This is a genomic window from Legionella septentrionalis (assembly GCF_003989745.1).
GTDB lineage: Bacteria > Pseudomonadota > Gammaproteobacteria > Legionellales > Legionellaceae > Legionella_A > Legionella_A septentrionalis.
This window is the reverse complement of the sequence record NZ_RZGS01000036.1, coordinates 1-26,953: the sequence shown is the minus strand read 5'-3', so window position 1 is coordinate 26,953 and position 26,953 is coordinate 1. Positions and strand designations below refer to the sequence as shown.

The following is a 26,953-nucleotide window of genomic DNA, read 5'->3' as shown; positions in this document are numbered from 1 at the left end:
AATCGAGTCAAAAGCTTTAGGAGAATTGCTACACGTTATGATAAAACAGCAGTCATGTTTTTAGGGGCATTAACGCTAGTAAGTATTATATTGTGGCTGAAACTTTAAAAACACGCCCTAGCATTTTGGCAAAAATGCCAATGAGGCGCGTTTTCTAACGCATACTTGTTGATGACAGATAAGCTGCTGATAGACCAGGCGGGCTAATGTATTACAAATTTCTTCGTAAAACAATGAATCTGGGTATAATAGGTGCATTTAGGCAAAGTGATCGGGATTTGAACATGTTGGTATTGGGTATTGAGACATCTTGCGATGAAACAGGAGTGGCGATTTATGACAGTGAGCAGGGATTATTGGCGCATGCTCTCTATTCGCAAATCCCGATCCATCGGATGTATGGCGGGGTGGTACCGGAATTGGCATCGCGTGATCATGTGAAGTATTTACTTCCATTAATTAACAGCGCGCTCACGCAGGCAAATAAAAGTAAAGAAGATTTACAAGCGGTGGCTTATACCGCCGGCCCAGGCTTAGTGGGTGCCTTGCTAACCGGGGCTTGCTTTGCCAAGAGTTTTGCATTTGCTCTTAATATTCCTGCCATTGCGGTGCATCATCTGGAAGCACACTTATTGGCCGCAAAACTGGAGTCGCCTGAACTTGCGTTTCCTTTTATTGTGCTTTTAGTATCCGGTGGGCATACGCAACTTATCGAAGCGCGTGCTTTGGGGGAGTATCGTTTGCTGGGGGATACATTGGATGATGCCGTGGGAGAGGCATTTGATAAAACTGCAAAGTTAATGGGCATTCCGTATCCTGGCGGAGCAAAATTAGCGGCGCTTGCTGACGCTGCTTTGGAGGAATTGCCGGCCTTGTCGGCTTTCCCCCGTCCGATGACGGATAGGCCTGGGCTTGATTTTAGTTTTAGCGGGCTTAAAACCCATGCGTTGACGGCGTGGAACAACAGCAACAAAGATGACAAAGCACGCCATGCCATTGCCAAAGCATTCCAGGAAGCCGTGGTGGAAACTTTAATTATCAAATGCCAGCGTGCCATCAAGCAAACGTTAAGTAAACGCTTGGTTGTTGCAGGGGGGGTGGGGGCCAATCGGGCGCTGCGCGCGGCACTTAGGCAACTCATGGCTGCCCAACAGGGGGATGTGTATTTTCCGCGCCCGGAATATTGCACGGATAATGGCGCTATGGTGGCTTACGCAGGGTGCTTGCACTTGCTTGAAGGGATGAAAGATTGCAGTTTGGAGATTGCGGTTAAGGCGCGTTGGCCTTTGGCATGCAGTCAGGATTAAGCCACATTCCCGGATAGGTGCTCTTTATCCGGGATACTTACATTTATTTTTTTTCTATTTCAGTGGGGTTGATGCCGGCATCAGCATCCTCAACTTCTTCATCTGCCAAGAGTTCAATAGATTCTTCTGCAAGTGGGGTATCAGTAAAATCTGTAGCCATTTTTTTGCGGAAATTAATCTTAGGTTCCGTGCCGTCCGTTAATCGGGTAATGTTGTTACGATGTTTATACAGGACAAAAAGCGCAATCAATAATAAGGGCGGGAAAGCATTTAAATTGCCAAAAATAAACAGGGAGTAAAAAGGCGCAAAGACAATTGACACAATAGAAGCCAGGGAAGAATAACGGGCAAAATTGGCAACAAGAAGCCACGTTGCAATCACCAGCACTCCAAGAATTAAATTAAGAGCAAGCAAAACGCCCAAGGCAGTAGCAACCCCTTTGCCACCTTTAAAATGAAAAAAAGCAGGGTACATATGCCCCAAAACAGCGGCCAAACCAGTAAAGCTTTCGACGATAATGCCTGCACCCAGTAGTTTGGCCAGCAAAACTGGCAGCAACCCTTTCAATATATCAGCCAGTAAAACCATAAGAGCATATTTTTTGCCGGACAAGCGCAGCACATTGGTGGCTCCCGGATTTTGCGAACCTTGAATACGTGGGTCCGGCAAGTTAAATATTTTAGAGACGATTACTGCAGAGCAAACAGAACCCAGCAAATAGCCAATAGACACCATCAGCACAAACAAAAACATGGTAAGCATAATTAAACCGGCTTTTTAAAAGAAGCTATTATCAAGGAAGCAAAAAATTTTGTGAAGTGGGTTACTGTTTAAATCAAATTTATTGATCCGGCAGAAATAAAAGTTGTAAATCATTGGTATAGCGTCTGCCAAGCGGGGTAACTTGCCAATGGGTTGAATCCATGGTGAGCAAGCCTTTTTGTTCAGCCAACAGCAATTTTGACTCGAGAGTTTCAAAATGCAAGAGAGTGCGTTCGTTAAAAAGAAAATGCGGTATGGGGTCTTGCAAACGGGTTGTATTCAACATAAATTCAAAAATAAGATTATCAGGCCCTACGGTTTCTTGCGCTGCTAAAAAAGGCTTATCAAGCGCGAGATAGTCACGGGGCTGCCTCTGTTTGCGCGTACGGTAAATTTTTTTAACCGCAGCCGATGTAATTTTGCCGTGTGCGCCCGCACCAATCCCGTAATAATCGCCAAACAACCAGTAATTCATATTGTGTTTACAGCGTTTGTCTTCCCGGCAAAACGCTGAAATTTCATAACGCTTAAACCCATGGGCATGCAATAATTCAAGCCCTTGTTCTTCAATGGCAAAAGTTTCATCTTCTGAAGGCAGAAGTGGAGTTTTTTTATAAAAAACGGTATTCGGCTCAATGGTTAATTGATACCACGATAAATGCTCGGGTTGATGCGATAATGCGGTCCTTAAATCGTGCACACCCTGCATAGGCGATTGGCCAGGAAGGCCATGCATGATATCGAGGTTAAGATTGTTAAAGCCGGCTTTACGTGCGCTTTCAATTGCTAGATGCGCTTGTTTTTCATCATGGATGCGCCCAAGCGCTTTTAAGTGTTCTGCATTAAAACTTTGAATGCCCAACGACAAACGATTGATTCCTAACGCCCGGTACTCGGTAAAACGCTGTTGCTCTACAGTGCCTGGATTGGCTTCCAGGGTGATTTCAATATTTTCCGCAAAAGGTAGTATTTTTTTTAAACGCGTAAACAAAGTTTCGTAGGCTTTTGCAGAAAACAAACTGGGCGTGCCGCCGCCAATAAAAATCGATTTTAATTCACGGTTTTCAAAAGTCAGCAAATCTTCTTGCAAATCTGCAATTAAGGCATTTACGTATTGCTCTTCAGGCAGTTCATCCGGGCTTTTATGTGAATTGAAATCACAATAAGGGCATTTGCGTATGCACCAGGGAATGTGGATGTAGAGCGATAGCGGCACCATGGCTATAAATTACGCTGGCTTGTTGGAATAGGCGATAGTATCATAAGTCGCACCTTAACTCTCAGGGTTTTGTACAAATTTTATTAAGATAGCCAAAACCCGTATCGTTTTGCAGAATTGACCCTCTGCTAAGCTTAAACCAAGAAGAGGAAGAATATGAATAATAGAATAAGAGTCGCTATTACCGGCGCAGCCGGTCAAATCGGTTATGCTTTGTTGTTCCGTTTGGCGTCAGGACAAATGTTTGGTCCGAATACTGATATCGAATTAAATCTTCTTGAATTAGAACCTGCGTTGCCAGCACTTAATGGTGTTGCTATGGAGCTTGATGATTGTGCATTTCCTCTGTTGAAACGTATTGTTTGTACTTCGGATTTGAAAGAAGCAATGGATGGGGTGAACTGGGCTTTATTAGTAGGCTCGGTGCCGCGCAAGCAAGGAATGGAGCGCTCTGACTTATTAAAAATCAACGGCAGTATTTTCATCAATCAAGGCAGAGCTATTAATGATTATGCCAGTGATGATGTGCGCGTTTTTGTAGTAGGAAATCCTTGCAATACAAATTGCCTCATTGCCAAACATCATGCTAAAGATGTACCCGATGATCGTTTCTATGCCATGACCACTTTAGATGAGCTTCGCGCTCGCACGCAATTGGCTCAAAAGGCCGGAGTCGATGTGACTGCAGTAAGCCAAATGACGATTTGGGGTAACCATTCCTCCACGCAATTCCCTGATTTTTACAATGCCAAAATTAATGGCATTTCTGCTGCGAAAGTCATTGATGACGAACAATGGCTGCGCGAGACGTTTGTGCCTACCGTGCAACAACGTGGGGCGGCAGTTATCAAAGCCCGTGGTGCTTCGTCTGCAGCTTCTGCAGCCAACGCTATTGTCGTGGGTGTCAATCATTTGGTGACGGATACGGTGGAAGGTGAGACGTTTTCTATGGTGTGCAGTTCGCGTGGCGAATATGGTGTGGACGAGGGTTTGATGTTTTCATTCCCTTGCCGCCGCGAACATGGTTTGGTGCGTCGAGTCGGCTTGGAACATGGCGTAGTCAGCGTCGTGGAAGGATTGCCCTTTAATGAATACAGCCAGGCTAAATTTAATGACACATTAAATGAATTGCGCAGTGAGCGCGATGCAGTTAAAGAGCTTGGGTTATTGGATTAATTCTGGGATTTACTGCACTTGCTTACCCGGGCTGTGATGATGGCCCGGGTATTTTTTTTCCATCATAGCTTTTTAAAAATCACTAAAGCCCAGTCTCCCTGGATGAGGGTATTTTCATGCAAGAATTGCTCATTATATTCGCCAAGTAAAGAATCCACTTGTTCAGCCAAGACTCCTGAAACCACTAAAATTCCGTTATTTTTTAGCAATTCGTAAAAACGTTCTCTTAGCTTTAATAAAGGTGAGAGAAGGATGTTTGCAATTAAAATATCGGCTTTTGTATTTAAAGAATCAGGAAAACTAACGGAAAGTTGTGCGGGTGGAATGTCATTACTCTTGGCATTTTCCTGCGTGGCTAACAAAGCTTGTGCATCGATATCTACTGCATAGGCATGTTGAGCCCCAAGCTTCAAAGCCGCTAATGCTAAAATTCCTGAGCCACAGCCATAATCAATGATCGTTTTTTGCGCCAGTGGAGCTTGTTCAAGCCAGGTCAGGCAAAGAGACGTGGTCGCATGCGTGCCGGTACCAAAGGCCAAGCCTGGATCGAGCACTAAATTGACTGCCTCGGCATCGGGCGGCGTTAGCCAAGATGGGCAAATCCATAAACGCTTCCCGAATTGCAGAGGTTTGAAATCCTTTAGGCAAGCACGAGCCCAGTCTTGTTCAGGTAATTCATTGCACACTGCTGTTAAATGCGGGTGCGACAGCAGCAATATTTTTTCGGCATGCTGGGCTAACTCTTTCTCTTCAAACAAGGCATGAATAACCACATTGGGCCAGAGTGGGGTTGTCCCCAATTCCGGCTCCAAAATGGCATCGTCGTGTTTATCGGTCATGGTAATCGATAAAGCGCCTGTTGTATCAAGTAGTTCGTCAAGCTGCTCCGCTTCATCGCGGCGACACTCAATTTGTAATTGGAACACATTAATCCTTCAACATTTTTTCTAAATAATGAATATTGGTTCCACCTTGCATAAACCCTTTGTCGTTTAAAATGCGTTGATGCAATTCGACGTTGGTTTTAATGCCTTCAATGATGATTTCATCCAGGGCATTGCGCATGCGGGCAAGAGCTTCTGCACGGGTTTCGCCATAACTGATTAATTTTCCAATCATCGAATCATAGTTTGGAGGAACAGAATAACTGCTGTAAATATGAGAGTCAAAACGAATGCCAGGTCCACCGGGTTGATGCAGCAAGCGGATTAATCCGGGCGATGGCATAAAAGTTTTCGCATCCTCTGCATTGATTCGGCATTCAACGGCATGCCCGCGCATTTTGATGGCTTCCTGCGTGAGCGTGAAAGGAAGATCGCTTGCGATTTTAATTTGCTCTTTTATTAAATCGATGCCTGTGATCATTTCCGTAACCGGGTGTTCCACCTGGATGCGAGTATTCATTTCAATGAAATAAAAACACCCATCTTGATATAAGAATTCAAAAGTACCGGCTCCGCGGTAGTGAAGTTCGCGGCAAGCATTGACCACGCAGTCCCCGATTTCTTTACGCAATTCAGCACTCAAGCCTGGGGCAGGGGCTTCTTCCACCACTTTTTGATGGCGGCGCTGCATGGAGCAATCTCGCTCTCCTAAATGAACCGCATTGCCCTTGCCATCTCCTAATACCTGGAATTCAATATGCCGCGGATTTTCAAGGAATTTTTCCATGTAAACCATGGGATTATTGAAGGCTGCTTTGGCTTCACTACGCGTAAGCGAAATAGCATTTAATAAATTGGCTTCGCTGTGTACCACGCGCATGCCGCGGCCGCCGCCGCCGCCAGAAGCTTTAATAATAACGGGGTAACCTATTTTTTTAGCCAGTGATAAATTTAATGCATCCTCATCACCCAGGGGGCCGTCTGAACCGGGGACGCAAGGAACTCCTGCTTTTTTCATTGCCTCGATGGCTGAAACTTTATCACCCATTAAACGAATGGTTTCAGCACGTGGTCCGATAAAACGGAAACCGCTTTGTTCTACAATATCGGCAAAATCGGCATTTTCCGCGAGAAAACCATAACCAGGATGAATGGCTACCGCGTCGGTAATTTCTGCCGCTGAAATAATCGCAGGAATGTTCAAATAGCTTTTTTGCGAGGGGGCAGGCCCGATGCAAACTGTTTCATCGGCAAGACGTACATGCAGTAAATCTTTATCGACGTCCGAGTGCACGGCTACGGTTTTAATTCCCAATTCTTTACAGGCACGTAAAATACGCAATGCGATTTCACCACGATTGGCAATAACAATTTTACTCAACATAGTTTTGCCCTTATTCGATGGTAAATAGAGGCTGGTCATATTCAACAGGTTCGCCATTCGCGACGTGAATGGCAGTAATCACGCCAGCGCGGTCGGCTTCAATTTCGTTAAACATTTTCATCGCTTCAATAATACACAAGGTATCGCCGGCTTTTACCGTCTGCCCCATGGTGACGAATGGAGCAGTATCCGGAGAAGGCGCGGTGTACATGGTACCAACCATCGGGGAGCGAACTTTATGCCCTGCACTGTTTTCAATCGGTTTGTTCTCAGGGGCTGGGGTTGCAACCACCGCAGCAGGCTGGGCTGCTGCAAGCGGCGGCGGAGCCACGGCTCGCATGGGATGGGGTTCATAACTGTACGTATGGCGGCTTAAACGTACGGATTCTTCACCTTCTTTAATCTCAATTTCCGAGATCCCAGTTTCATCTAATAATTCAATTAATCTTTTAATCTTACGAATGTCCATGAATCTTACTCTCTCTTACTTTAATTCGTTAATAATGGCTTGTAATGCCAACAGATAGCCGTTTGTTCCAAGCCCGATGATTACACCGGTTGCAATGTCTGAAAAATAAGAATGGCGGCGGAATGCTTCGCGGGCATACACATTGCTGATATGCACTTCAATAAAAGGTATGGCTACCGCCAATAAGGCATCGCGCATGGCAATGCTGGTATGGGTATATGCTGCCGGGTTGATGATCAAGTACTGCACGTTTTCTATTTTGGCGCGCTGAATGGCATCAATCAATTCTGCTTCACTATTGCTTTGCAGGGCACGTAAGACATACCCGGCAGAATCCGCTTCCTTTTGTAAGCGTGCATTTAATTCCTGCAGTGAGGCAGTTCCATACAACGCAGGTTCTCTTGAACCCAATAAATTAAGATTGGGGCCGTGCAGAACAAGTATTTTCTTCATAAGGTGCAAGGGCTGGAAAAAAAATTGCAAGGATTTTGCCTGAATTTGAAAAATAAGTCTATATCACGAGGATATCGGCACGATGTCGGCATGTTACCCTCAAAATTTCCGCCAACTTAAAAAATCGATTGTATTCGCGTGATCTTGTTGATTCACTATTATTTTTTAGAAAGAAAAGGTTAAATAATGATAGGTTCTTAGAAGAAAGCTTTTCAGGAAGAATAATGGCCACTTATTTGACGGATGTAACCTTGCGGGATGCCCATCAGTGTTTAATCGCCACCCGCTTGCGCACCGAAGACATGTTACCTATTTGCAGTAAAATGGATGAGATAGGTTTTTGGGCCATGGAAGTGTGGGGAGGAGCCACATTCGATGCATGTCTGCGTTTCTTAAAAGAAGACCCATGGCAACGATTACGGCAATTGCGTGCAGCTTTGCCAAATACTCGTTTATCGATGTTACTGCGCGGGCAAAATTTATTGGGTTACCGCCATTATGCCGATGATGTTGTCCAGGAGTTTATCCGTTTATCTGCAAAAAACGGTGTTGATGTATTTCGTGTTTTTGACGCATTAAACGATTTACGTAATTTAAAAAAAGCCATTGAGGGCATTAAAAAGAACAAACGCCATGCGCAGGGCGCGATCGCTTACACCACGAGCCCGGTGCATACCTTGGAAAATTTCATTGAACTGGGCCAGGGCATGGCGGAGTTGGGATGTGACAGCATCGCAATAAAGGATATGGCCGGGTTGCTGACCCCTGCCACAACGGTTGCATTATATGAAGGTTTGTCCGAGGCTACGCAACTTCCCATCCATATACACAGCCACACCACATCAGGTTTGGCTGCTATTTGTTTGTATGAAGCGATACAGTCAGGATGTCAGCATGTGGATACTGCAATTTCTTCTTTTGCCGGCGGTGCGTCACATACAGCGACGGAATCTTTGGTAGCAGCATTGGCTGGTACTCCCTACGAGACCGGCCTTGATTTGAATCGATTGCTTGATATAGGCGATTATTTTCGAGAAGTGCGCAAAAAATATGCGCAATTTGAAAGCGAAGCGCAAGACATTGACCCGCGCGTGCAAGCGTATCAAGTTCCAGGCGGCATGATTTCTAACTTATACAATCAGTTAAAAGAGCAGCAAGCATTAGATAAGAAAGAGGCTGTGCATGCGGAAATCCCACGCGTGCGCCGCGATCTCGGTTATCCACCTCTGGTGACGCCAACATCGCAGTTGGTTGGGACGCAGGCGGTGCTGAATGTATTAACCGGGGCTCGTTACAAGACCATTACGAATGAGATAAAACTGTATTGTCAGGGCAAATATGGCAAACCGCCTGGGAAAATTAATGCAAGCTTGCGTAAAAAAGCCATTGGTAATACCGAGGTAATTGAGGTACGCCCGGCAGATTTGTTGCCGTCGGAGCTGCAGCGTCTGCGCCAGGAAATAAAAGATTTAGCGGTCAATAAGGAAGATGTATTGTCTTATGCAATGTTCCCGGAAATTGCCCGGCAATTTTTGTTAGAGCGTGCCAAAGGGCATTTACAACCAGAACCTTTGGCAGTTCCAGTTGTTCCAACACCAAACCCGGTTTTTGAATTTGATATGGCCGTACACGGAGAATCCTATCATGTTAAAGTGGGCGGATCAGGCATGCGTCAGCAGGGGCGTCAAGCTTACTACTTATGGGTTGATGGCGTGCCGGAAGAAGTAGTTGTGGATTTTTTAAATGCTGAAGAAGGAGCGATTGCGCCGGTTAAGCAAAAAACAATCGCAGATCCTGGCGACATTAAAGTAGCCATGCCTGGAACCATTGTGGCTGTATGTATTTCGCAAGGAGAAGAAGTGGCTGCCGGGCAGACCTTATTGGTGCTTGAAGCCATGAAGATGGAAACCGAGATCCAATCGCCTTTTGCAGGGAGGGTAACCGGCATATTCTGCCAAAAAGGTGATAAGGTGACACCTGAGCAGGTTTTATTGCATTTATCTTCAATGCTTAAGTGATATTGATTTATGCTGCGATTTCTGTTTATCTATTCCACTGCACGGAAGCTGCTTGAATTAGCAAGGCGCCTCAACCAATCATCCCGTCGTCTTTGACCGTGGGGATAAGTCGTTTTCTTGCTAATCAGGCTGTAAGTCCATAAAAATAATTTTAATAAGAAAAGTTGATCCTATCGGTTGCATGCTCGTTAGTGCTATGCTGTTTTGGTGTCAATCGTGGGCTTATTGTGCAACAAGGAGTTTTTCTTGAATGAATAGCTGTTTTTGCATTCAAGAAGTATTCACAATTGGCATAAAGGGTAAATGCAAAGCGTTTTATCCAGTGTCACCACTAAGGAGATTAATATGCACCGCAATTTTTATTTGTCGCCCCTAGCTATCAGTATAGCCATCGCTTTATCAAGCCCGGTAAAAGCTGCAGAACCCATTCCCCTGGAAAATGCTTCGTTCAGTACCATACAGCAAAATTTCCAGTTGGTTATGCCCAATACGTTGCAGGCAGGGATTAATAACAAGAATACCTTAAAAGTTATTCAACAGCGCACCGATGAAAATCATGTAAATCATATCCGCATGCAGCAGCAATACCAGGGGTTTCCTGTATACCGTGGTTATGCCATTATCCACAGCAAGCAGTCGCCTCAATTGTTAAGTAGCGCCAACCAGCAAGCCAGCATGAATGGAACTGTATTTACCGGCCTTGAGGCGGAGCTTGGACAACCCTCGGCTGGGTTTTTAGCCAATGCAAATAGCGCGTTGCAACATTTCAAAGCTCAGTATGCAAATTACGCTCTTAGCGAAGAGCAAGTGGTGCCTATGGTATTTGTAGATGAAAATCAACGGGCTTTTTGGGCTTATAAAGTAAGTGTGTTTGTACAATACCCAGATAAAATACCGGAGCGTCCGACAGCAATTATTGATGCACAAACTTACAAACCATTCCTGCAATGGAATGATGTAAAAACAGGGCGTGGCCACATCCAGGGTGCAGGTTTTGGTGGCAATCAGCGCGTACACAAGTATCAGTACGGTCAGGATTTGCCTCACTTATGGCTAAGCCGGGATAATGCTACCCAAATTTGTTATATGGCAAACCGTGGTGTAAAAATTGTAGACATGCACCATAAGTACAATGCACCCAATAAACCCATGCAGTTTTCTTGCAAATTACCCGACGCTAAAAATCCGAAGGTTTTCTGGACTGGATATAAAGGGGATGGGTACGATAAACAAAATGGAGCTTACTCCCCAACCAACGATGCTTTATACGCGGGTACGGTAATTAACCAAATGTATTATAAATGGTATGGGGTGTATCCATTAGTAACAAAAATGGGTAAACCCATGCAATTGGTTATGCGCGTTCACTATGGCGAAGGGTATGAAAATGCTTTTTGGGATGGCAAGCAAATGACTTTTGGCGATGGTGATACCATGATGTATCCATTGGTTTCTCTTGGGGTTAGTTCCCATGAAATCAGTCATGGCTTTACCGAGCAGCATTCGGATTTAATGTACTTCGGTCAGTCAGGCGGCATGAATGAGGCGTTTTCAGACATGGCGGCTCAAGCAGCTGAATTCTATTCAACCAAGAAAAATACTTGGATGATTGGTGCTGAAATTATGAAAGAAAGCAGTGGTTACGATGCATTGCGCTATATGGATAAACCAAGCCGCGATGGTTACTCAATCGATAATGCCGATGAGTATTATGATGGTTTGGATGTGCATTTCTCCAGTGGTGTATATAACCGTTTGTTTTATGTGCTCGCTCATCAAAATGGCTGGGATACCCGTAAGGCATTTAGCGTAATGGTGAAAGCTAACATGGATTATTGGACTCCTTTTTCTAATTTCCAGGAAGGAGGGTGCGGTATTATCCAGGCTGCTAAAGATTTAAAATTGGATGAGGTGGCAGTAAAACAATCTTTAAGCGAAGTAGCATTGAAGCCTGAACAATGTAAAGAATTGTCTCCTGTCGTTTAAAATCATGGATAACTTGCCGCCTAAGTGGCGGCAAGTTATTTTCCTCAAATAGTCTGTGAAAATAGCCTATGCTAAGAATATAATCATAAAATGGTAAGATATTGGCATTAGCAGCCATGCATAAATTGTTTAAAAACGTGGTTAGGTGAAGTTAATGCAAGCATCCGCACAGACTGTATCCCTTATTACCTACAATATCCACAAAGGTTTCGGTTTGGGTAAGGTACGTTTTTTATTGCCGGAAATGAAAGATGCGATTACTTCCTTGAACCCGGATTTTGTTTTCTTGCAAGAAGTTCAGGGAGAACATAGACGCAGGCAAAGGCGCATCGATGCATGGCCAGAAGCCCCACAATTTGAATACATTGCTGAAAAAATCTGGCCGCATTATGTTTATGCTAAAAATGCTGTTTATCAGGCAGGGCATCACGGCAATGCCATTTTAAGCAAATACCCCTTTGAGCGTTTTGAAAACATTAATTTGTCCAATATCAATCGTGCCTCGCGTGGAATTTTACACAGCCAGCTGGTATTGGATGGCGGGGTGAAGATTCATTTGTTATGTGTGCATTTGGGGCTTTTTAAAGCTGAACGCACCGAACAGTGCAAGACGTTAATGATGCGCATTAACGAGGCAGTTCCTGAACATGAGCCTTTACTGATGGCGGGGGATTTTAACGATTGGCGCATGGATTTATCAAGACCCTTGGAAGCGGAGTTAGGCATTCAAGAAGCTTTTTACTCCGTTAAAGGGCGTCATGCCCGCTCTTTTCCGGCAATACGCCCTTCTTTGTGCATCGATCGGGTTTACTTCCGTGGCATGGAAGTTAGTGATGTGCAATGCTTGCAAGGAAAACCTTGGCGGATGTTATCGGATCATGTTCCTCTTTTTGCACAGTTTACTCTGCTTTCATCGTAAGATACTCTGCAGATACTTCTTTTTCTGTGGCAGCTATAGGAACAGGATGGAAAAATGACAATTTGTAATTTTGGGCCTCCTTGCGCTGGGCAATCAGCATTGGCACTGAAACTTGTGTAAGCGGGTTATAAACCTGGTTAAAAAATTGCAGTTCAAAGTTCATGGAAGTTTCATAATTCTTAATAATGGCTTGCGTTGCATATGGATCGAGGTTTGCCGCATGCAAGCAAAAAATATTAACAATTTCCTGGGTCGCGAAGAGAAAAGAAGGACTCGAATAAGTTTTAATCCATCCTTTGAAAGGATGCGAAGCGGGTAAATTTTCTGTCGCCATCATCTGACCCAGCTGCCTATAGGCTTCAAAACAAGGTAAAACCGCTGCAATGCAGACAGGAATCGGTGCAAAAGCACATTCAAGAATATGATCGCTGTACTTTTTAGTAATATACATCATCTCGGTTTCTTTTCTTATAACAGATAATTTCGGTGTTCTAATCACATATTTCTCAAGCATTTTTTCTTCTGTTTGCATGATTTCCATGGAAAAATATTTAAATTTTTCTTTCTCATTGCCGGTAAAACCATTGGCGATTATCTCCAATCCTTGCGCCAGACTTCGCAAATAAATTTGGTCTTGGCTGACAAAATCATTAAAAATGGCAGGAGGTAAATTTCCTTTATATAAATGGCTATTGAAAGGATGCATTTTTATCTTTTGCATGATGGGATAAGTTACGATATGTAGCTTTTGTAATAAGTTCATGTTAAGCCTTAAAAATTGCTTGCCTGGTAAGTTGCAGAAGAGTATGGGTTGCAGTAAAGATTCAACAGCGTGTCATCACGGCTGAGGACGAACAGTTGAGCTTGCGAGAATTTAATGCATTATGGAAAAAGATAAATAAATTGAATGAATGAATTTGATATGCTTTGAGCATCACACTCCCTCCGCAGGCATTATCCAGTGCAGGTTATAAGGGTATTTCTCAGCTTAGATTCTAAGCACCCCTGGTGAAAAAAATTGTTTGTTGCAATCAAGCAACACAGCTACCCTAACAAAAACCGGTTGTTTTATCAATCTGATTTGCAATCGACAAAAGCCATTAAGTTATTTTTCGGCGATAACCGTGGGAAAAATGCGGGCTGAGTCATAAATAAAAGCAATATCCTTAAATCCAGCGGCGGCAAGATAATGTTCGGTTTGTGCACTGGAGCGGAAGCATTGAAATTTTGCATCCAAAATGTCTAAAAAGATGATTTGCTGCAATAAGAGATCCTCATCATTAATGTTCTCCATGAGCCACTCACATTCTGTGGTAAGAGCAGGAGGAAAGGTAAGGAAACTGGTTACTAATTTGCCCTTTGGTTTTAAAGCTCTATAAAATTCTTTGTACAATTTTAGCACTTTAGCGTCGTCGGCTTCGTAGATGCTTAAGCCGTTGCTTGAAATAAGATCAAATTGCGCCTCAATAGGGAGGGACCAGGCATCGCTTTCTACTAATTCGACAAAATCAAGTAATTGCTGTTTTGCAGCAAGCATCTTTGCATCGCTGAGCGCTTGGGAATCATAATCTATGCCAATCAAGCCGATACATTGTACGCCTTGATAATCTAAATAGAGTAATTCACCCATCATTCCTGAGGGGATGGTCGCAAGTATTGCCTCATCTCTTACCGCTTTCTGATTTTCTCGCAGAAAGATTTGGAAGCGTTCTTGAGTTGCCAATACACTGGGAGCTTTATCCAGCAAAAATTGTTCCAGTACTGAAAAAGATTGGCCGCGGTTATTCTTTTTAGTTTTTCTGCCAAACCAAGGGTGTGTCAGCATGTAATTTGTCCAATACCCATTGATGCCGCGGTTTTGGATTAAAAATCGTCCGAAATCAAACTGGCTCAGTTCATCAAGAAGTTGCAATTGTACCGCCACACTAACGTGTTTTTTGTCCCCACCTTGTTTTATTCGTTCCCGTATCTTTTGCAAAGCGGCTTTGAGATCAGCAGGATTAGCAGAATGCGAAAGCAAATGTGTTGGCATGAAAACCTCAAGGGGTGACAAGCGACATCTAATGTCTATTAAATGCCGCTTAAAAAGGAGATTATTCTTTTTCCATATCTGAATGATACTCACCGAAGCAAGCCAAACTGTTTAAGCGGGCACGCTTCAGCAACATTGCTTGAGCTTGAGCAACATTGTCTGCTTGGCCTTTCCACGCCTGTAAACAATCTTCCTGCAAAGCGCGTCCGTAAGAAAAACTTAATAGCCAGGGCTGGTAGCCAAAGCTGTTAATGGCATTTAAATTTTCTGTGGCTTGTTCGGGAGCTTGACCACCGGATAGGAAGTTAATCGTAGGTACTGCAGCGGGAACCTGATTGCGAAATACATCCAGCGTGTAATTGGCTATTTCTTCAGGGGAACTGAACGGAGAAAAATCTTTACCTGAAGTCACCATGCTTGGCTTTAAGATAATATGCTCCAGTTCCACTTGATGGATAAACAAGGCATTAAACAATTCGTGCAATACCAATTCACAAGCTTCAGCACAGTGTTCAATGCTGTGATTGCCGTCCATCAATACTTCCGGTTCAACAATCGGCACAATTCCTACGGATTGGCAGCAAGCTGCATAGCGGGCGAGCATTTCTGCCCCTGCTTTTATGGCAGTCAGGCTGGGGGTAAATTCTGAGATGGAATAGACATTGCGCCATTTGGCAAATTTAGCGCCTAATTTTTTAAAATGTAAAAGCCGTTCGGTTAAACCATCCAATCCCTGTGTTACTTTCTCATCTTCCGAATTGGGCAATGCCACCAAGCCCTTGTCTACTTTGATCCCAGGTACAATGCCTTTCTTTGCGAATAAATCAGCAATGGGAGTACCCTGTTCGTCTTTATGATCAAACGTTTCTTCAAAAAGAATAACCCCGTGAATGTATTGTTCCAAATCAGGAGTCGTGGCAAGCAGTAAACGGTAATTGCGGCGATTTTCCTCAGTGTTTTCGATGTTAATCGTGGCAAAGCGTTTGCCTATGGTGCCGTTGCTCTCATCAGCAGCAAGGATGCCTTTGCCATCTTGCAGCAATAATTCCATAGTGCTTGCTAATTCATCATAATACATTTGAAATCTCCTGATTGGTTAAGTCTTTTAAGACTAATTGTCGCTTTGAATTATTTTTATGCGCAAAAGAACACTATTTACCGGAAATGTATTTCTCACGAATAATATGCTGAATGGAGAAGCCTTTTTCTTTTAGATAGTCAAATGCTTCATCAATCATGCCTGGATTGCCGCACAAATAAACCATGTCTTCTTCCGGATTCAATCCTAGTTCAGGAAAAGAGGTTTGTACATAGCCTCGATATTCATGTGTCTTGAGATTTTCTTCTTGCTCCCTACTTAAGTGGGTGCGAAAAATAATGCGAGGAGAAGAGGTATTAAATTGCAAAAACTCTTCTTCATACAAGACGTCTTCACGTGTTTGCACTCCTTGTAAAATAACAATTTGCAGTTCAGGATGCTGTTGCAGACGCTTTTTAAGTTCCGCGAGCATGGCGCGGTAAGGTGTAACGCCGGTGCTGGTGGCCACCAAAATATACCGTTTGGGTAAGTCATCGCGCAAAATTAGACGACCGAAAGGCCCCGTAATATGAATGGTATTCCCAGGTTTTAAATTGAAAAGCAATTCAGTGCCTGGACCACCTTCGACATAACCTGCAGCAAATTCAATGCGGTTATTTTGCATGGGTACATTAGCAATACTGTAACTGCGGCGCAGAATTTTGCCGTCATGTTCGAAATGGATGGTAATAAACTGGCCGGGCACATAATCAAATACGCTCTCTTGATTGCATTTAAAAATAAAATGCTTCACTTTGGGAGATAGCATAAATGTTTCTTCCAGTACGATAGGAAATGGTTTAACTTGCATAATATGTTTAGCGGGAAAAACCCTTAACTATAGGGGAAAATTTATACATTGCAAGTGGGAAGGCTAATTTTGGAAATGCCAAAGGTGAGTGCATCATTATTTTAGATGTAAGTGGTGGGGTTCTTGGGCACGTTGTGTGTTTTCTTGTGAGCAAAATTTGTTCATTCGCTCTGTTATTAATAGCTTAAATAATGTAAAATATTGCCAAATAAGTTATATATTGCTCAAAAGAGGTTATTATTGTGACTGATATACGCGTAAATATTTTAAAAATGCAGGATACGCTTGATAAAAGTGAATTCGTAATCGTTTTTGAAAACGAGCAAAAGCATAGTGTTAAACTCATCAAAAGTTATAGCCACCTGCTGGATCCAAAAAGTGGTCCTGAAGCGATCGCATTTGCTAGTTGCGCGGTGATGGGACATGCTGACCAATATTATTTTTTACAAAATTTGTGTGAATATTTGGTATTTATGTCCCGGTATAGCAAATCTAAACAATTGGCTATCGAAGCCGCGCAGCAGCTAGACGCAGCCAAAAAATCCTATACAGAACTTACAGAACAGATTCATGGTCTTTTTTTAGAATCCAAGGAATTAGAAGATGATAAGTCAGAGCTTGCCATGGATGAGGTCGAGAAAGAACAAGAAGCTTGGGAAGAAAATTATAAGAGAGCATTGCAAGAATGCCATGATGATTATCAGCGAAAAAGATCCTTACTAGAGCAAGATTATTTATTTTACCACCAGGATGCATTTACTGCATTTAAGCACTCATTGGGTATGTTAGAGGATCTTTGGAAAAATTGTATTTTAACCGATGGCGATTTCTATCTTAATCTGACCGCTGCATTCTTTTCTGGAGAAGACTTTGGCTTTGCGAATACAGGTAAGGAAGGCAAGGAGAAACTGGAAAAATTGACCAAGCAAATAAATGATTTGGTCAGTAAATTTCGTGGCAAAGAATTTAAGCAAACCTTCAAAACTTCGGGGATGATCCCCGATGAAAAAGATATGGAAATCTTAAATTCCATGATTGAAAATGAATCGATTGTTGATGAGGCAAATGCATTTTTCTCAAAAATCCTCATTAATACTTTGGGAATGGAAGGGATTTCTCAAGCAAAGACTTGGTCGAAGGTATTTGCCCAAAGTTTACAAAAATGGACAGTGGAACATGAAAAATTAAAAGAAGAGAGCAAAAAGATACAAGAAAAAAATCATAAAAAAGAAAAAAATGAAACGGAAGAAAAAAGCCAGCCTCAAGTTTTATTGCCTTCATTGCCGCGATGGTCTAGAGAAGAAGAGCGAGCATTTAAGCAGTTTGAAAGAATTGGCAAGTTGGTTTGTAAATGGTCTCCTGAGGAAGCTGTTAAAGCCCAGTTGGAAAAAAGTAAAATTTCTACCAATGAAAAGAATAACGGAGGGTTTTACACTCCACGCCCTAATGCGTCGGTGCTGACATCGCCCAAGCAACTCGGTAGCATGACACCGCGTACGCACCAGGTGCTGGTTTCCCCACTAAGACAAGGTGGTAGTAGCTCAAAGGAAACAATGACATCTGTAACAACAAGCAAGCAAAGCACGCCTAAAGAAAGTTCGACCCTGAAGAAGACTTTGTCGTCATTTTTTTCTTTCGGCACGCATAAAGAGCCCACGCCTAAGCTTTCCAAGAAGATGGCTAATTTGCAGAATTTAGCGTTTTTATTGATAAAAGTAACTTATCCGCCTTTGCCCGAGGAAGTGGAATCTCTCAAAAAGGTCGTTGATGGCATCAGGCACTTGAAAGGGGAGGTATATGACGGGCTAAAAGAATCCTTGGAAGAAATTATTGGGGCGTCCGGGGCTTTGCAGCCTTCCTCCAGCCAGAATAAAGAAACCAAAAGCATGACGCCTGGAAATACGCCTCATACCCCGGGCTTATTCAAATTGCTAAGTAAGACCCCGACGCGTACCAGTGAGCAAGCATCTACGCCAGAGTTTAAACTTAAATAAGTTTTACTATTCTTGGTATTAAGAAGCACGATAAGGAGGTCGTGCTTTCATTGATTTTCACGACGGTCTTTGCAAATCCAGTTCACAAAAAAGCACTTCCTGATTTCTACCATGATTTTTCGCATAATATAATGCCTTATCCGCAGCTTCGATTAGCTGTTCGGGCGTAGTCCCATCAATAGGAAATGCGGCTATACCGATAGAAACGGTAAAAGGTCCAATCTGTTCTGCCCCATATTTGATTTTTAATGAACTGATTTCTTCCCGCAATGCTTTGGCGCGGTTGCGTGTGCTTTCCAAATCAATATCGTAAAAGAGAATTAAGAATTCCTCACCGCCGTAGCGAGAGGCAATATCTCCTTCACGAATAGCGCTTTGTAATATTTTCCCAACTTCTTTCAAGGCTGCATCACCAGCATCGTGTCCAAAAGTGTCATTAATCTTTTTAAAATGATCCAGATCCAGCATCAATAGCGACAAAGGAGATTCTGTTCTTTGTGCTTGATTGATTAACTTGAATAAAAAATCTTCCAGATAACGGCGATTGTATAAACCGGTTAGCGGGTCGCGAATCGATTGATGCCGCAAATTTTCCCGTAGACGGACATTAGCAAGCGCTAATGCGGTTAATTCGGCAAAAGCAATAATCAGCAGCTTTTTATCTTCATCAGCAAATAATGATTCTTTTGTAGCGGATTCTAAATATAACATGCCGTAAATATCATTTTGTGCCATTAACGGCACGCAGAGTGTAGCGTGATGTTGATGCTCTTCCATCTCCAAATGCTGACAAATGAGCCCAGGATGCTTTTCATCAACTTGATGAATGCGCCCAAGCCTAATACCCCAGCAATCATCTGGAGAAAACGTCGTTTTCTGCGGAATGGGGTTGCCCCAACTCATGATTTCTTCCAGATAATTTTTAGACGGGTGCATAATGAAAAGATAGCCACTGGCAAAGTCTAAAAGTTGCTTCGAATAATTGGCCATCACTTCGCGCAATTCATCCACTGAGCTGCAGGCGAGCATGATGTCGCTCATTTCAACCAATAAAGTAATTTGTTTATTTTTATTTTCCAATGCCTTGATGCCGATGGTAAGTTGTTCGTAGGATTGTTGTAAGGCCGTATGTTCCTCCATTTGTTTTGTAATATCGCGCAAAGTTTGTAATGTGCCTTGATAGCTTGATTCTTCGCCCTCAATAGGGGAGGAAGTTAATTCATAGATTCGTTTTTCTTCTCCTTCACTGCATTCAAACCGTTTATCAAGAATTTCTAAAGTAAGGGAATCCTCAAATAAAGCAGCAATTTTGCGTTTGTCTTCTGAAATGTGTAGCAATGCTTCTTTTAAGGAAAGCCCCACGTGTACTTTTTTGCCGAAAATGCGTTTAAATTCTCGTGCATAGCGTTCATTAAAGATAATAAATTCTTGCTGTTCATTGAATGCTGCAATCATGTCCCTTGAGCTTTCGATGATTTTACGCAGGCGGTTTTCTGTATTTTTATTTTTTTCTTCAATTGCTTTTCTTCTTAGCAATTCCTGACGCACTAAAAAGGCAGCAAACAGTAATGATGCGATAGCAAGAAATGAACCCACAGCCAAGATGATGCTGGCTCTGTATGCACGCTGCATCACCGTATCATTTCTTGCTTTTAATAAAATGTACTCAATGGATTTAATCTCTTGCCCCAAGCTTTTTACTTTAACGGAAGCGGCCTGGCTATGATTTAACAAATCCGTACCTTCCGTAGTGGCTAGCTTATTGGCAACTTTGATGTGCAAAAGCTTACTTAAGACATCCAGCCGCTCCTTAACCGAGTCCGAAAATAGCATAACCCGTTCTTGTTGGGGAGGATGATCGGCCGTAAGATTTTTTAATTTCTCTAAGATATTATTTAACCGGGCTTTTCTGCCATCCAAATCAGTTAAGAATAATTCCTGACCCGTTATAAGATAGCCGCGTTGATGCGATTCAATATCCACAACTTCAAACAAAGCCAGATCCAGGGTTTCAATGACTTCATGCGTGTGAATGACGCGATGACTTTCGGCAATGAGATTTTTTATCTGATTATAAGAAGCGATGGTCAACAGAATTAAAAGGAAAAAAGTCAGGATAAAAATCAGATTGAAGACAATTTTGCTCAATCTCATTTTTTTAAGTCCTAAGACTGAAGATACGCGTTTATTCATATCCTCATGCATGCAATTTCCTGATTGCTTTGGGGATAAACCCGCACTTGACATTTATAATGTATAGCACATTTCATTCAGGAAGACTGGGCATTAAGAGAGTATTTCATTAAAAGGGTAAAAAAACGTCGCTTCGTGTTTGTTATAAAATAAGTTAATGATGCGTGAATTTGGAATTTCCTTAAAAAGTTTGATGGCATCTAAATCCGTCTTGCCTTGCAGTTTAATCGTAAAAATTAAGTGCTGGGCTCTGCCTGAGCTAATCCAGCGTTTGATTAATTGATAAGCCCGCTCAGGGTAACAAGCAACATCCGATAAAACCCATGTGTAATTTTGATTAAGTCGCAGGGGATCTAAGGAGAAAGCGCTTTGCTTTAAGAATTTCACTTGCGGCAAGGACGCAATCTTTGTATCCAGCTCCGCTTTGTCGACCGCAGTTACTTGCGCTCCCAAAGATTGCAAGACATAGGTCCAGCCGCCAGGAGAGGCTCCCAAATCCAAGGCTGTATCACCGGCTTTTGGATATTTACCAAGAAACGTAAAAGCTTCCCATAATTTTAAATAAGCGCGGTTTGGAGGATTGATTTTATCTTCGATGAACCGGCACTTCCCGTCAGGCCATTGTTTCAACCTTGTTGCACTGTAAACCAGTGTATTTTGATCCAGTAAGCTAAATGCGCCTGTCTTGGGAATTTCCGTCGTTAATGGGAAAGTTTGCTCCAGGGTAGGAAGTTTTCGCAATTGATTGGCAATTAATGTAGCGCGCCGGATTTGTGCAATAGGGTGGTGGTACCAAAATTTTCCAGCTTGTTTCAGAATATTGACTGCCTGTGAAATTGATGCAAATTTAACTACTTCCGGTGCCAGCCAAATATCTTGTGCGAAGCAGACATTGGGTTGGAAGTAGGAAGAAAAAAAGAGAGAGCCGATGCAGTTGGTGAGCGCTTCCAATTCGTGCGAGAGTTCAGATGTGAATTCTTTTTTCGCAATATAAATGGCTTTGATGGTTTCTGTATTTTGCATAAAAAATTTATTTTGTGTTTAAATCAGCAGTCAAGTTGTTGTCCATAATAATTAATAGTTCATAAAGGAATCAGTATATAATTAACTTATGAATGCTGACATCGTTAAAATGATTGGCAATATAAGCCAAGCACTCCTGCACGTACAAGCACTGGTTACCGGTTTGGCCTATCTTATCGGACTTTTGTTTGTTATTGTAGCGCTTAAAAAATTGCGGAAAATCGGTGATGCTCGTGCCAATAGCGGTTCCCATGAAAAAATATTTGTGCCATTGGCTTATTTTTTAGGAGGCGCGGTTTTTATTTTTTTACCCACAGCTCTTATTGCATTATCCAGAACGGCTTTTGGACCAACGAATATTCTAGGATATACCAAGTACGATCCTTATAATATTTATAATGCTATGAAGGTTGTTATTCAGACGGCAGGTTTGATATGGTTTGTGCGCGGTAGTGTCATGTTGGTGCATTCCAGTAATCCTGGCGTGCAGGAAGGACCTAAAGGGTTGGCGTTTATAGTTGCCGGTATTTTAGCCATGAATTTCCAGGGAACCATCGACGCGTTAAACTATTTTATGGATTATTTACTGAAACTGACCAGTTGGGTATAAACTCTCGGAATGAAAATATTAAGGAGCAGGCTGTTATGAAGAGGTTCTATAGGATATTATTGTTATGTTCGCTTCTAGTCCCAGGTCATCTAGCAGTTGCTGCAGAACAATTTATAAAGCCTAGCCTTATTCTAAACCATATCGAACTTATACGGGCGCAAGAGGCTGGTGGCGATGAACTCTATTTTGATATCAGCATTTACCGGCCTAATAAAACTACCCAATTTGTACGGATACCGAAAGCACCTATGCATTGGCCTTCTGCAGCGAGCAAGCAAATCAAGAATGTGACCTTGTGGTCGGAACCTTTAAAAGAAGGTGAGAGCGTGGTATTGATTGCTTCCCTGATTGAGCAAGATGCTACGCCTTTAAATCCGGATGATGTGCTGGGCTCAATACGAGTTAAGCTTACCTATGAACAAGGACAATTAAAAACTCAATGGAGCATCCCCAATCGGGAACAAGGGACGGCCATGGCCAATCAGCAAGGCGATATTCAGAAATTTGAATTGTTTGATGCAGGCAGTAAATATGAAGTGTATCTGTCATTGGCAAAGTAGTTAATCTTCTTCGCCGCAGATTTTAAGGTTATTTGCTTTCGCAAAATCTAAAATGGCTTGGTAAACTTGAGGGCTGGATTCTTTTAATTTTGGATCCAATAAAACGCATTTATATCCTTCGCGGTTTACGCTGGGTTGTAAAAGCGGGGAATAGTGAATACGGCTATTTTTAAATGTGGCCATGGTGCCGCTCATGCGTTCGGCCCAGTCGCTTGGGCGAAACGGTTTACCTTGATTGGTAACGCCCTCAATTATAATTTTTTTATCTTCAGGTTCGGTCATTTTTATTACATAATAAAAACAGTATGTTTAGTATAGCACCATCTTCCTTGTATCTAAAACTAAAGGTATGATGAATGGTTGATTTTAATGAGGCAGATTTGTGAAGCGTAGAGAAAATCATTCAGGTATTTATTTATTACCTAATTTATTGACCACAGCGAGCTTGTTTGCGGCTTTTTATTCCATCGTGGCTTCAATGAAGGCACAGTATGAAACAGCTGTTATTGCCATTTTTATCGGCATGGTTGCCGATGGTTTGGATGGACGAATTGCCCGCCTTACGAATACCCAAACTGCATTTGGGGCGGAGTATGATAGCTTGTCTGATATGGTTACATTCGGTGTGGCGCCAGCGCTGCTACTCTATAGTTGGAGTTTGCACCAGTTAGGAAAATTTGGCTGGCTTGTGGCGTTTATGTATACAGCGGCGGTGGCTTTGCGCCTGGCACGGTTTAATACACAGGTAGAAACAGCAGATAAACGCTATTTCCAGGGACTTGCATGTCCTCCCGGGGCTGCTATTGTGTCCTCTTTTGTATGGCTGGGGCATCAGAATCACTGGGAACATTTTATAGTTTCCATGCTCGCTGCGATTATTGCGGTCATTATTGGCATCCTTATGGTCAGCAATGTGCGCTATTACAGTTTTAAAGAAGTGGATTTTAAAGGAAAAGTTCCTTTCCTATATATTTTATTGATTGTAATTTTATTTGTGGCCATAGCGGCTAATCCTTCCGGAGTTTTATTCCTTGGATTTATGCTGTATGCGTTATCAGGTCCTGTGCAAACCCTGCTCGTCATTCACCGGGTTCGTAAGCAACGTCATGCAGCCAATGATGATAAGCGTCTTAAAAGAAGACAGCGTAATCAAAAATAAGTAAATACGGGGGATAAGATGCGTTGCAATGCGCTTAATTATTCCTCTTCATCAAAACGGCGGTTAATCAAATCAGTCAAGGCTTTCACCATGGCTTCTTCATCGGGTCCATCCACATGCAAAGTAAGTTCACTGCCTTTATGAGCAGCTAGCATCATAACGCCCATAATGCTTTTGCCATTTACGGTGTGGGAGCCTTTGCTTACTTCGATATGACTTTGAAATCTTGCCGCAGTAGAGACAAATTTTGCAGAAGCCCGCGCATGTAAGCCCAATTTATTAATGATTGTGATTTTTAAATTTATCATAGTCGGTCATCCGTGTTGGGGTGTCGCAGCAGCCGTTGCTTCGCCAGGCAACTTATACAATTTCTGTCTGTGCCAAGTTATCTTCAGTTAATAAAGAATACAAAGTACTGCACTCAGTTGCTTTCCGACAAGCCGCACGAAAAGCAGGAATACTGAATTGTTTGGTGATTTGATTTAAGATTTGCAAGTGTTCCTGAATTTGGTGTTGGGGAACCACCAAGGCTAATACAATATCTACAGGTTGTTTGTCCGTAGCGCCAAAATCAACGGGATGCTGCAGTTTAAGTAAACAGGAGCACATGGTTTGAATGACTTCTGATCGTATGTGCGGAATCATTACCCCGTGCCCAATTGTGGTGCTACCCAGGCTTTCTCTTTTCCAGTAAGCATCGAACAATGCTTCCATGTTGAGTTCAGGATGGGCATCGCTAAGAATTTGGCTTATTTTTAATAAGACTGCCGTTTTGCTTTTTGCAGTAGCATCAATACAAATATCGCGTGGTTGCAAAAGATGACGAAACACCATGATAAAACTGTTAATGAGAAGTTAGGGTATTTTACTGCATCTTGACAAAAATGACACTATTTTTTTGTTTTTTAACTATTTGACTATAAATTGCGCAGATAAAACAGCGGCATAACACCGCTGTTTAAAATAAGCTATTCGCGATGATGATTGCGAAGTTTTTCTTTATGTTTAATTAATTGCCTGTCCAGCTTATCTACTAATTCATCTATAGCAGTATACATGTCATCGGATTCTGAGCTGGCGTGCAATTCACCTTTGGCGACCAGTACGGTGGCTTCGGCTTTTTGTCTTAGTTTTTCTACATCGAAAACCACATTGATCGCAGTAATCTTGTCAAAATGCCTTTCCAGTTTATCGAATTTTTCCTGCGTGAATGAGCGCAATGCGGGAGTAATTTCCATTCGATGACCTGTGAAGTTAATTTGCATAACATCCTCCTCGATTAAGAACACTAACTACGAAACTGATTTTCGCTCGTTTGAGGATAAAATCCCCAATTCTTCACGATATTTTGCAACGGTTCTGCGTGCAATTTTAATTCCTTGTGCGCCTATCAGTTGGGCAAGCTTATGGTCGCTTAAAGGGTGCTTGGAATCTTCTGCCAAAATTAATTTTTTAATAAGTGCACGGATGGCTGTTGAAGAACAAGTACCACCTTGGGCTGTAGATACGTGACTGGAAAAGAAGTATTTAAGTTCCAGTAAACCACGTGGCGTATAGATGTATTTTTGCGTAGTAACCCGGGAAATGGTGGATTCATGCACGCCAAGGGCAAAAGCTACATCGTTCAAGATGAGTGGTTTCATTGCAGTTTCACCGAATTCCAGAAACTCTTGCTGATAGTCTACTATATAACGGGCTACTTTTAACAATGTTTCTTGCCGACTTTGAATGCTTTTTAAAAACCAACGTGCCTCCTGGAGATTGTTTTTTAAGAATTGGTTGTCCTTTGCATTATTACCTCGTTTAATCAATGAAGCATAATAAGTGTTGATGCTTAAATGCGGCAAAACCTGGTCATTTAGGGCAACGTGCCATTTATTATCAATTTTTTTAACGGTCAAGTCAGGAATCGTGTATTGAGGGGTATCGCGGGAGATTGTATTTCCAGGTTTGGGATTTAACTGATGAATAATATGGATTATTTTTTGCAGAGACAGTTCATCAACTCCATAGATTGCCATGAGTTTACGATAATTATGTTGTCCAAGCAGGTCCAGATTTTCAGCAACAAGGCGTTTCGCGAATGGTAAGTAAGGAATGGAATCTGGTAATTGTTCCAGTTGGATGGATAATGTTTCGCTTAGATTGCGGGCAGCGCATCCTATAGGATCAAAGCGTTGTATGCGGTGTAAAACTGCCTCCATTTCACGAGTATCCACTTTGCTATTGGGTAGATCACGGGTAATGGTTGCGTGAAGTTCTTGCAGTGATAGGGTTAAGAAACCATCTTCGTTAATTGCATCGATGATGGTGGTGGCAATAGCTTTATCTACATCAGTCATCGGGGTCAAGTCCAGTTGCCAGTGTAAATACTCTTGAAGGTTGGTTGTGGTACAGTGCAAGGTTTCAAATACATAATCGTTTTCATTAAATTTTTTATCTTTGCCCTGATTCGTAAACAGCGGCGTCCATTGGAAATCCATATAGTCTTCTTCTGCAGAGGGGGGGGCTGCAGAGGAATAGTCTTCCGTTTCTTCATTGGGGGCAGCTTCCAACATTGGATTGGATTCAAGCTGCTGTTGAATTTCCTGCTGTAATTCCAGAGTAGATAATTGTAGTAAACGGATAGCTTGTTGTAGTTGAGGGGTTAGTGTGAGCTGATTTACCAAATTCAGCTGCAGCGAGTGTTTCATATCATCCTTTTTAATTTACCGCTATTTATTAAAGTTTAATCCATCCATGAGGATTATCCAGCCGAGTCTGGCTTAAGGAGAAAAGGATAGGTAAATAATTGATAATAGGCAACGTCCCTAAAGTTTTTTAGACAAGATTTCATCTTAAATTGAGCACAAATTTTTCTATTTCACTTCGATCTACCCCCTCTCCCGCGATAGGAGCTTTGATAGTATGATGAT

At 42.4% G+C, this 26,953-nt stretch carries 26 protein-coding genes, 1 pseudogene and 1 riboswitch; of the genes and pseudogenes, 10 read left to right on the top strand and 17 right to left on the bottom strand.

Going from position 1 to position 26,953, the window contains the following annotated elements; all coding sequences use genetic code 11:
* Positions 1-108, top strand: a pseudogene (locus ELY11_RS10360) (IS5/IS1182 family transposase); the annotation flags it as partial.
* Positions 109-284: 176 nt separating this feature from the next.
* Positions 285-1,307: a tRNA (adenosine(37)-N6)-threonylcarbamoyltransferase complex transferase subunit TsaD gene (tsaD, locus tag ELY11_RS10355; RefSeq protein ID WP_127033395.1), complete on the top strand. Its 1,023-nt coding sequence runs from the start codon at positions 285-287 to the stop codon at positions 1,305-1,307.
* Between the two features lie 43 nt (positions 1,308-1,350).
* On the opposite strand, the gene plsY is transcribed toward tsaD, so the two are convergent.
* Both plsY and hemW read right to left on the bottom strand, forming a co-directional pair.
* Complete coding sequence (plsY, locus tag ELY11_RS10350) at positions 1,351-2,070, bottom strand: glycerol-3-phosphate 1-O-acyltransferase PlsY (RefSeq protein WP_233579826.1); 720 nt, start codon at positions 2,068-2,070, stop codon at positions 1,351-1,353.
* Positions 2,071-2,149: 79 nt separating this feature from the next.
* Positions 2,150-3,289 carry a radical SAM family heme chaperone HemW gene (hemW, locus tag ELY11_RS10345; RefSeq protein ID WP_127033393.1) on the bottom strand — a complete coding sequence of 380 codons (1,140 nt, stop codon included), beginning with the start codon at positions 3,287-3,289 and terminating at the stop codon, positions 2,150-2,152.
* A 156-nt stretch (positions 3,290-3,445) separates the two neighbouring features.
* Here hemW and ELY11_RS10340 point away from each other — a divergent pair, with 156 nt between their 5' ends.
* Positions 3,446-4,465, top strand: a complete 1,020-nt coding sequence (locus ELY11_RS10340) for a malate dehydrogenase (protein WP_126954738.1) — start codon at positions 3,446-3,448, stop codon at positions 4,463-4,465.
* A gap of 62 nt (positions 4,466-4,527) precedes the next feature.
* On the opposite strand, the gene prmA is transcribed toward ELY11_RS10340, so the two are convergent.
* Genes prmA through aroQ form a run of 4 tightly spaced genes read right to left on the bottom strand, consistent with a single transcriptional unit; the run spans position 4,528 to position 7,655 of the window.
* Positions 4,528-5,391, bottom strand: a complete 864-nt coding sequence (gene prmA, locus ELY11_RS10335) for a 50S ribosomal protein L11 methyltransferase (RefSeq protein ID WP_199741536.1) — start codon at positions 5,389-5,391, stop codon at positions 4,528-4,530.
* 1 nt (position 5,392) lies between these two features.
* Positions 5,393-6,733 (bottom strand): acetyl-CoA carboxylase biotin carboxylase subunit, encoded by a 1,341-nt coding sequence (gene accC / locus ELY11_RS10330; protein ID WP_126954736.1) that lies wholly within the window; start codon positions 6,731-6,733, stop codon positions 5,393-5,395.
* Positions 6,734-6,743: 10 nt separating this feature from the next.
* On the bottom strand, positions 6,744-7,202 hold the full coding sequence (gene accB, locus ELY11_RS10325; RefSeq protein ID WP_126954735.1) for an acetyl-CoA carboxylase biotin carboxyl carrier protein: 459 nt from the start codon (positions 7,200-7,202) through the stop codon (positions 6,744-6,746).
* Positions 7,203-7,217: 15 nt separating this feature from the next.
* Positions 7,218-7,655, bottom strand: coding sequence for a type II 3-dehydroquinate dehydratase (aroQ, locus tag ELY11_RS10320; RefSeq protein WP_126954734.1), 438 nt, complete (start codon positions 7,653-7,655; stop codon positions 7,218-7,220).
* A 224-nt stretch (positions 7,656-7,879) separates the two neighbouring features.
* Here aroQ and oadA point away from each other — a divergent pair, with 224 nt between their 5' ends.
* The 3 genes from oadA (at position 7,880) to ELY11_RS10305 (ending at position 12,578) form a co-directional block, all read left to right on the top strand.
* Positions 7,880-9,673, top strand: coding sequence for a sodium-extruding oxaloacetate decarboxylase subunit alpha (gene oadA / locus ELY11_RS10315; RefSeq protein ID WP_126954733.1), 1,794 nt, complete (start codon positions 7,880-7,882; stop codon positions 9,671-9,673).
* Positions 9,674-10,018: 345 nt separating this feature from the next.
* Positions 10,019-11,659 carry a zinc metalloprotease ProA gene (proA, locus tag ELY11_RS10310; protein WP_127033389.1) on the top strand — a complete coding sequence of 547 codons (1,641 nt, stop codon included), beginning with the start codon at positions 10,019-10,021 and terminating at the stop codon, positions 11,657-11,659.
* A gap of 154 nt (positions 11,660-11,813) precedes the next feature.
* Complete coding sequence (locus ELY11_RS10305; RefSeq protein WP_126954731.1) at positions 11,814-12,578, top strand: endonuclease/exonuclease/phosphatase family protein; 765 nt, start codon at positions 11,814-11,816, stop codon at positions 12,576-12,578.
* Here the strand turns inward: ELY11_RS10305 and ELY11_RS10300 are convergent.
* From ELY11_RS10300 to ELY11_RS10285, 4 genes are all read right to left on the bottom strand, one after another.
* Positions 12,559-13,341, bottom strand: a complete 783-nt coding sequence (locus ELY11_RS10300; protein ID WP_126954730.1) for a thiaminase II/PqqC family protein — start codon at positions 13,339-13,341, stop codon at positions 12,559-12,561. The genes ELY11_RS10305 and ELY11_RS10300 overlap by 20 nt on opposite strands.
* Positions 13,342-13,500: 159 nt before the next feature.
* Positions 13,501-13,595, bottom strand: a riboswitch (TPP riboswitch).
* Between the two features lie 88 nt (positions 13,596-13,683).
* Positions 13,684-14,610, bottom strand: coding sequence for a class I SAM-dependent methyltransferase (locus ELY11_RS10295; protein WP_126954729.1), 927 nt, complete (start codon positions 14,608-14,610; stop codon positions 13,684-13,686).
* Positions 14,611-14,671: 61 nt separating this feature from the next.
* The gene (locus tag ELY11_RS10290; protein ID WP_126954728.1) at positions 14,672-15,688 is read right to left on the bottom strand and encodes a class I fructose-bisphosphate aldolase; all 1,017 of its coding nucleotides are present in this window, start codon (positions 15,686-15,688) and stop codon (positions 14,672-14,674) included.
* A gap of 73 nt (positions 15,689-15,761) precedes the next feature.
* A complete protein-coding gene (locus ELY11_RS10285) occupies positions 15,762-16,499 on the bottom strand; it encodes a ferredoxin--NADP reductase (protein WP_126954727.1) in 738 nt (245 codons plus the stop codon).
* Between the two features lie 242 nt (positions 16,500-16,741).
* Here ELY11_RS10285 and ELY11_RS10280 point away from each other — a divergent pair, with 242 nt between their 5' ends.
* Complete coding sequence (locus ELY11_RS10280; protein ID WP_126954726.1) at positions 16,742-18,493, top strand: hypothetical protein; 1,752 nt, start codon at positions 16,742-16,744, stop codon at positions 18,491-18,493.
* 57 nt (positions 18,494-18,550) lie between these two features.
* Here ELY11_RS10280 and ELY11_RS10275 read toward each other — a convergent pair whose 3' ends face one another.
* Positions 18,551-20,698: a sensor domain-containing diguanylate cyclase gene (locus ELY11_RS10275; protein WP_127033387.1), complete on the bottom strand. Its 2,148-nt coding sequence runs from the start codon at positions 20,696-20,698 to the stop codon at positions 18,551-18,553.
* A gap of 81 nt (positions 20,699-20,779) precedes the next feature.
* Positions 20,780-21,709, bottom strand: coding sequence for an SAM-dependent methyltransferase (locus tag ELY11_RS10270; RefSeq protein ID WP_127033385.1), 930 nt, complete (start codon positions 21,707-21,709; stop codon positions 20,780-20,782).
* Between the two features lie 88 nt (positions 21,710-21,797).
* On the opposite strand from ELY11_RS10270, the gene ELY11_RS10265 reads away from it, so the two are divergent.
* Both ELY11_RS10265 and ELY11_RS10260 read left to right on the top strand, forming a co-directional pair.
* Complete coding sequence (locus tag ELY11_RS10265; protein ID WP_126954723.1) at positions 21,798-22,319, top strand: type IV secretion protein IcmC; 522 nt, start codon at positions 21,798-21,800, stop codon at positions 22,317-22,319.
* A 35-nt stretch (positions 22,320-22,354) separates the two neighbouring features.
* The gene (locus ELY11_RS10260) at positions 22,355-22,879 is read left to right on the top strand and encodes a hypothetical protein (protein WP_127033383.1); all 525 of its coding nucleotides are present in this window, start codon (positions 22,355-22,357) and stop codon (positions 22,877-22,879) included.
* Here ELY11_RS10260 and ELY11_RS10255 read toward each other — a convergent pair whose 3' ends face one another.
* Positions 22,880-23,161 carry a DUF3579 domain-containing protein gene (locus ELY11_RS10255; protein ID WP_126954721.1) on the bottom strand — a complete coding sequence of 94 codons (282 nt, stop codon included), beginning with the start codon at positions 23,159-23,161 and terminating at the stop codon, positions 22,880-22,882.
* Positions 23,162-23,261: 100 nt separating this feature from the next.
* Here ELY11_RS10255 and pssA point away from each other — a divergent pair, with 100 nt between their 5' ends.
* Positions 23,262-24,038 (top strand): CDP-diacylglycerol--serine O-phosphatidyltransferase, encoded by a 777-nt coding sequence (gene pssA, locus ELY11_RS10250; RefSeq protein ID WP_126954720.1) that lies wholly within the window; start codon positions 23,262-23,264, stop codon positions 24,036-24,038.
* A 38-nt stretch (positions 24,039-24,076) separates the two neighbouring features.
* Here the strand turns inward: pssA and ELY11_RS10245 are convergent, their stop codons facing one another.
* The 4 genes from ELY11_RS10245 to ELY11_RS10230 all read right to left on the bottom strand — a co-directional run bounded on the left by ELY11_RS10245 (position 24,077) and on the right by ELY11_RS10230 (position 26,731).
* On the bottom strand, positions 24,077-24,346 hold the full coding sequence (locus ELY11_RS10245; RefSeq protein WP_126954719.1) for an HPr family phosphocarrier protein: 270 nt from the start codon (positions 24,344-24,346) through the stop codon (positions 24,077-24,079).
* 52 nt (positions 24,347-24,398) lie between these two features.
* Positions 24,399-24,872: a PTS sugar transporter subunit IIA gene (locus ELY11_RS10240; RefSeq protein WP_126954718.1), complete on the bottom strand. Its 474-nt coding sequence runs from the start codon at positions 24,870-24,872 to the stop codon at positions 24,399-24,401.
* A 134-nt stretch (positions 24,873-25,006) separates the two neighbouring features.
* Positions 25,007-25,303, bottom strand: a complete 297-nt coding sequence (hpf, locus tag ELY11_RS10235) for a ribosome hibernation promoting factor (protein WP_126954717.1) — start codon at positions 25,301-25,303, stop codon at positions 25,007-25,009.
* Positions 25,304-25,330: 27 nt separating this feature from the next.
* Positions 25,331-26,731 carry an RNA polymerase factor sigma-54 gene (locus ELY11_RS10230; RefSeq protein ID WP_127033381.1) on the bottom strand — a complete coding sequence of 467 codons (1,401 nt, stop codon included), beginning with the start codon at positions 26,729-26,731 and terminating at the stop codon, positions 25,331-25,333.
* Between the last annotated feature and the right edge of the window lie 222 nt (positions 26,732-26,953).

Excerpts from the sequence above, each read along its gene's own strand:
- hpf (WP_126954717.1), bottom strand. The coding sequence starts at position 25,303 with ATGCAAATTAACTTCACAGGTCATCGAATGGAAATTACTCCCGCATTG.
- accB (WP_126954735.1), bottom strand. The coding sequence starts at position 7,202 with ATGGACATTCGTAAGATTAAAAGATTAATTGAATTATTAGATGAAACT.
- ELY11_RS10245 (WP_126954719.1), bottom strand. The coding sequence starts at position 24,346 with ATGATAAATTTAAAAATCACAATCATTAATAAATTGGGCTTACATGCG.
- hemW (WP_127033393.1), bottom strand. The coding sequence starts at position 3,289 with ATGGTGCCGCTATCGCTCTACATCCACATTCCCTGGTGCATACGCAAA.
- tsaD (WP_127033395.1), top strand. The coding sequence starts at position 285 with ATGTTGGTATTGGGTATTGAGACATCTTGCGATGAAACAGGAGTGGCG.
- aroQ (WP_126954734.1), bottom strand. The coding sequence starts at position 7,655 with ATGAAGAAAATACTTGTTCTGCACGGCCCCAATCTTAATTTATTGGGT.
- plsY (WP_233579826.1), bottom strand. The coding sequence starts at position 2,070 with ATGCTTACCATGTTTTTGTTTGTGCTGATGGTGTCTATTGGCTATTTG.
- ELY11_RS10255 (WP_126954721.1), bottom strand. The coding sequence starts at position 23,161 with ATGACCGAACCTGAAGATAAAAAAATTATAATTGAGGGCGTTACCAAT.
- ELY11_RS10265 (WP_126954723.1), top strand. The coding sequence starts at position 21,798 with ATGAATGCTGACATCGTTAAAATGATTGGCAATATAAGCCAAGCACTC.
- ELY11_RS10270 (WP_127033385.1), bottom strand. The coding sequence starts at position 21,709 with ATGCAAAATACAGAAACCATCAAAGCCATTTATATTGCGAAAAAAGAA.
- accC (WP_126954736.1), bottom strand. The coding sequence starts at position 6,733 with ATGTTGAGTAAAATTGTTATTGCCAATCGTGGTGAAATCGCATTGCGT.
- proA (WP_127033389.1), top strand. The coding sequence starts at position 10,019 with ATGCACCGCAATTTTTATTTGTCGCCCCTAGCTATCAGTATAGCCATC.
- ELY11_RS10300 (WP_126954730.1), bottom strand. The coding sequence starts at position 13,341 with ATGAACTTATTACAAAAGCTACATATCGTAACTTATCCCATCATGCAA.
- ELY11_RS10305 (WP_126954731.1), top strand. The coding sequence starts at position 11,814 with ATGCAAGCATCCGCACAGACTGTATCCCTTATTACCTACAATATCCAC.
- oadA (WP_126954733.1), top strand. The coding sequence starts at position 7,880 with ATGGCCACTTATTTGACGGATGTAACCTTGCGGGATGCCCATCAGTGT.
- ELY11_RS10230 (WP_127033381.1), bottom strand. The coding sequence starts at position 26,731 with ATGAAACACTCGCTGCAGCTGAATTTGGTAAATCAGCTCACACTAACC.
- ELY11_RS10240 (WP_126954718.1), bottom strand. The coding sequence starts at position 24,872 with ATGGTGTTTCGTCATCTTTTGCAACCACGCGATATTTGTATTGATGCT.
- ELY11_RS10260 (WP_127033383.1), top strand. The coding sequence starts at position 22,355 with ATGAAGAGGTTCTATAGGATATTATTGTTATGTTCGCTTCTAGTCCCA.
- ELY11_RS10275 (WP_127033387.1), bottom strand. The coding sequence starts at position 20,698 with ATGCATGAGGATATGAATAAACGCGTATCTTCAGTCTTAGGACTTAAA.
- ELY11_RS10340 (WP_126954738.1), top strand. The coding sequence starts at position 3,446 with ATGAATAATAGAATAAGAGTCGCTATTACCGGCGCAGCCGGTCAAATC.
- ELY11_RS10285 (WP_126954727.1), bottom strand. The coding sequence starts at position 16,499 with ATGCAAGTTAAACCATTTCCTATCGTACTGGAAGAAACATTTATGCTA.
- ELY11_RS10295 (WP_126954729.1), bottom strand. The coding sequence starts at position 14,610 with ATGCCAACACATTTGCTTTCGCATTCTGCTAATCCTGCTGATCTCAAA.
- ELY11_RS10290 (WP_126954728.1), bottom strand. The coding sequence starts at position 15,688 with ATGTATTATGATGAATTAGCAAGCACTATGGAATTATTGCTGCAAGAT.